Origin of the sequence: Ligilactobacillus acidipiscis DSM 15836 (assembly GCF_001435755.1) — a bacterium.
GTDB lineage: Bacteria > Bacillota > Bacilli > Lactobacillales > Lactobacillaceae > Ligilactobacillus > Ligilactobacillus acidipiscis.
In genome coordinates this window covers 1-4,693 of record NZ_AZFI01000153.1, presented here as the reverse complement: position 1 = coordinate 4,693, position 4,693 = coordinate 1, and the positions used below count along the sequence as shown (strand labels likewise).

Here is a 4,693-nt window from a genome sequence, read left to right as displayed (position 1 = left end):
TACTTAACATAAGAGGGACTTATCTAGAGTTATTAAAAACACGTAGACTGTTTTTACGAGAAACTACCAAATTTTAATTTTAAAGAACTCTTTTAAGCCGGATAAAACTAACGTTGGGATTGCTGGGACTAATAAGACGAATAAATAAACGGGCCACGATAAAGAAGCTGTCCCCATAACAAGCTGGAAAAAGGGAATAATAGTAACTAGAAATGAGCTGATCCCGGCAAATAACACAGCAACAACTAAATACTTATTTTCAAAAGGATTTCTTTCAAATAAAGTTCTGCTACTACGCGCGTCAAAAACGTGCCACAGTTGACCATAAACTATAGTTAGAAAAGCCACAGTTTGTGCTTGTTGACTGGTCATTTCTTGGTGTGCAGCCCATAAAAAGGCTAAGAATACTAATAGCCCCATAAAGAAACCACGGATTAAAACTCGTGACCAAACATGGTTGGCTAAGACTGATTCGGCAGGATCTCGTGGTTTTTGTGTCATGATATTATCTTCAGGGACATCATATGCTAAAGAAAATGACGGTATAGCGTCACTGACCATATTGACCCATAAAACCATGAGAGCAGTCAAAGTTGGTGTTGTGCCTGGCACATGACCAACAGTTTGATTGAAAAATAATAAACCGAGCAGAATAGCTAAAACTTCCGCAACGTTGGTAGTTAACTCATGCCGCATAAAGTTTTTAATATTACCATAAATTGTGCGACCACCTTTGACCGCTCTTTCAATGGTAGTGAATTTGTCATCTAGTAAAATTAAATCGGCCGAATCTTTAGTAACCTCTGTACCAGTAATTCCCATAGCAACACCAATATCGGCCACACGTAAAGCTGGCGCATCGTTGATCCCGTCACCAGTCATGGCGGTGATCTGTTGGTATCGTTGTAATTGCTTAATGATACGTTGCTTATGCTCAGGTGAGACTCGTGCATAAACGTCAGTAACTTTAACCTTGTCAAAAAGTTCGTCGTCGTTCATTTTTTCAATATCGATCCCTTTAAGGACCGGGGCAGTTTTGTCTGCAATGATCCCCAGATCTAAAGCAATTGCCCGGGCAGTTTTTTCATGGTCTCCTGTGATCATGACGACTTCAATATTGGCATTGTGCAAGGTTTTAACAGAAGTTTTAACTTCTTCCCGTGGCGGGTCAATAATTCCAGCGACTCCGGTTAACACCAAGGACTGTTCTAAGGATTCAGTTGTGCCATGCAAAGCCTCTTCTTTACTAAGAGTCCTTTGCCCTACGGCTAAAGTTCTTAAAGCATCGTCAGCATAGTGGTCAACGGTGGTTAAAAAAGTAGTTCGTGCTTGCTCTGACTGTTCGACTTGGTCAGCAACCAGGATCCCCGTGCTGTGTTTGATTAACACATCAGGTGCACCTTTAGTAAACAAAGTATATTTATCATTGTGTTTAACAATCACACTCATCATTTTACGACTACTGCTAAAAGGTAAGGTCCGGACTATTTTACTTTCTTGTAGTAATTTTTCTCGTACTAAACCTGCCTTACGCCCTAAGACAGTTAAAGCAACTTCAGTCGGGGTGCCTAGCGGCTCATAGTCACCATGGTCATTTTTTTGAAGCGAAGATTCATTACACAGAACAGCACCGGTTAAAAAATCTTGTGAATTACTAATAGAAGGAGCGTCCTCACTCGAAATTTGCCCGCTTGGATTATAGCCTAAACCACTGACTGCATAAGCAAAACCATTGGCATAATATTTAACAACAGTCATTTCATTTTTAGTTAGGGTTCCGGTTTTATCGGAACAAATATAGGAAGTAGCACCAAGTGTTTCGACACTATTCAAAGATTTGATCAAGCCTTGATTTTGGGCCATTTTTCGAGCTCCAATAGTTAGAACAATGGATAAAACAGCAGGTAGGGCATCAGGAATGGAGGCGACAGCTAAAGCAATGGAAGTAGATAGAATCGCAGCAAATGAGGCAAAAGTAAATTCCCCAGCCTTAATGATGCCAGCAACAAAAGTAAAAATAACCAAAGCTGCTGAAACTAACATTAGTGTTTTAGTTAGGCTCTTGACGGTGTTTTGTAAGGGGGACGGTTTGGTTTCCACGGCTTGGATCATTTGCGCAATATCGCCTAGCTGGGTTTGGCTGCCCACTGCAACAACTACGCCGAGACCTTGTCCGTTGGAGACAGTGGAGCCAGAAAAGCCCATGTTTGTTTGATCGCCGACCTCAACTTCTGTGGGAATTGGCGCAGTATTTTTTTCGATTGCATCAGCTTCTCCAGTTAAATGGGCCTCAATCACTTGTAATTCGTTAACATCTAGCCAACGAATATCAGCTTCGACAAAATCACCCACTTGATTATTAACAATATCGCCCACAACCATTTCAGTTGTAGGGATACTCTGCCATTTGCTGTCACGTAAAACAGTTGTATGCCGATCATTCATTTCTTGTAAGGCGTTTAGGCTCTTACGAGCACTGATTTCTTGCCAAAAGCCTAAAAAGGCATTTATGACGATCAAAATAAAAATAGCTGCTGCTTCATATAACGATTCACGGCCACTTTTAACATGACCTTGAACTTGAATGTCATAAAAAGCGCTTAGTAGTGAAAGGACAATTGCACCCATAAGCACGATTACAATCGGCTCTTTAAAATTTTTCAAGAAAACTTTCCAATAAGGAGCTTCTTTCTTTTCAGGTAGTTTGTTTTCGCCCCATTTTTCTCGGTGATCAGTTACTTGTGTTGCAGATAACCCTTTTTTTGGATTAACGTGAAGTTGTTTGAGAAGGGATGTTTTTTCTTGTTGGTAGACTTCCATTTACGTCACCTCTCCTTAACGATAAAAGACAAAAAACGCAAGCTAACAAGATCTCCCTCACCCTTGGAAGAAAAATCTTGAAAGCTTGCGCTTCAACCTATGCTATATTTTTGTGTTGAAAAAGAGTACTTACCACAGACTACTAAAATTTAGTGTTTTTTGCAAATTTTTAACCTAGCAAAACTAGTTAAGTGAATTATGTTAGTGGTTTATTTTGGAAATAGTTCCTCTTAGTAAAAATGGTGCAATCAATGTGGTTATAATAATAGCCCCGATCACAGCAGAATACCGGTCAGTAGATAGTAAGTGACTTTGAATCCCCAATTGAGCAATGATCAAAGCCATTTCTCCTCGTGAAACCATGCCAGCACCGATCATGAAAGAACTTGGCCAGGAAAAATGTGCTAGTTTGGCACCAAGACCAGCGCCCAATAATTTTGAAAGAATCCCACCGATCGAGAGAACAAAAAAGAGCCAAAAATCATTAATAATCCCCGTAAAGGTCATATTAAGTCCAATGCTAACAAAAAAGACTGGAATAAATACTGCATAACCGATTGGTTCGATATTACGATCAATTAGAACTTTATAATCGGTTTGACCGATAGCTAATCCAGCAAAAAAGGCTCCGATTACAGTACTTAAGCCTGTGATATCAGCTAAATCAGCTAATCCCAGACAAAGAACTAATGAAATTAGTGTTTCAGAAGCGGGAACTAACAGTTTGGAGCTAAAATGCATCACATAAGGAATAACCCAGCGACCTAAGACAAAAAGTAAAACAAAGTAACCAATTTGAAGCAAAAGTGAAAGAACAAGATTTTGCTTGTTACCGCTACTATTAACTTGACCACCAGAAAAACTGATGAGGATACTTAAAACAATTACGGCTAAAACATCATCTACAACAGCGGCTCCTAGAATAGTAGTTCCTTCGTAACTATCGAGTTGTTTCATTTCTTGGAGGACAACGACTGAAATTGAAACGGAGGTGGCTGCAAAAGTCACTCCCAGAAAGATACTTTCCAACTGTGAAAAGTGGAAATATAAGCCTGTTAAGTAAGCGATAAGAATAGGAAAAAGCATACCCACAACAGCAACATAAGTACTTGGCCGAATAAAACGACGGAGTAGCGAAAGGTCGCTTTCGAGACCAGCAATAAACATTAAAATAACGACCCCGATCTCAGAAAAGAAGTGGATAAAGTCGTTTGGCTGGAGCCAATTAAGTAGCGCAGGCCCTAATAAAATGCCGACCAATAATTCACCAATCACGGCTGGTAAATTGAGCCGGGCACTAAAATGACCGCCAATGGCAGTTGAAATTAAAATTAAACATAACGAACCAATAAATTCCATTACAAAATCTCCTTCTAATTAAAAAAAAGACTTCCAAAAATCCTTGGCAACCCAAACCAAGGAAAATTCTTGAAAGTCGAAACTTCAACCAAAACTATTTAAATTTAGCAATAAAACAAACCTCGTATAGAGCAGAGTTTAGTATAAGCAAAAATTATCTGTGACATGAAGAAGCAGACTTTTTAGTTAAAGTTGTTTTTTGCTCATAGAAATAGCTGTTAGAAAATTATTCTAACAGCTACGCATAAACATAGAAATAATTATTTATTTAAGAGTAGCATGGAGTATTGAGATATGCAAGAAAAACCTAGTACGACGCAAATAGCAAATAGCTTTTGGTTTTAGTTTGTAAGTCTTAACAAATATCCATTGGGATCTTGCAACAGAAATTCTTTTTGCTTGATTATTTCATTGGCTCCAGTGTAGTGACTAATCTTCATGTCACGGTATAAGGTAATATTATGTTCTTTAACTCTTTGATAGATTGAATCGACATTTTTTATTTCCAAAGAAA

2 protein-coding genes are annotated in these 4,693 nt (G+C 38.7%); both read right to left on the bottom strand.

From position 1 onward, the window contains the following. Positions 1–63 precede the first annotated feature (63 nt). Entirely contained in the window at positions 64–2,820 is a 2,757-nt protein-coding gene (locus tag FC65_RS08850) for a cation-translocating P-type ATPase (protein ID WP_056972397.1), read from the bottom strand. 201 nt (positions 2,821–3,021) lie between these two features. Continuing rightward, the gene (locus tag FC65_RS08845) at positions 3,022–4,179 is read right to left on the bottom strand and encodes a cation:proton antiporter (protein ID WP_056972396.1); all 1,158 of its coding nucleotides are present in this window, start codon (positions 4,177–4,179) and stop codon (positions 3,022–3,024) included. Between the last annotated feature and the right edge of the window lie 514 nt (positions 4,180–4,693).

Excerpts from the sequence above, each read along its gene's own strand:
- FC65_RS08850 (WP_056972397.1), bottom strand. The coding sequence starts at position 2,820 with ATGGAAGTCTACCAACAAGAAAAAACATCCCTTCTCAAACAACTTCAC.
- FC65_RS08845 (WP_056972396.1), bottom strand. The coding sequence starts at position 4,179 with ATGGAATTTATTGGTTCGTTATGTTTAATTTTAATTTCAACTGCCATT.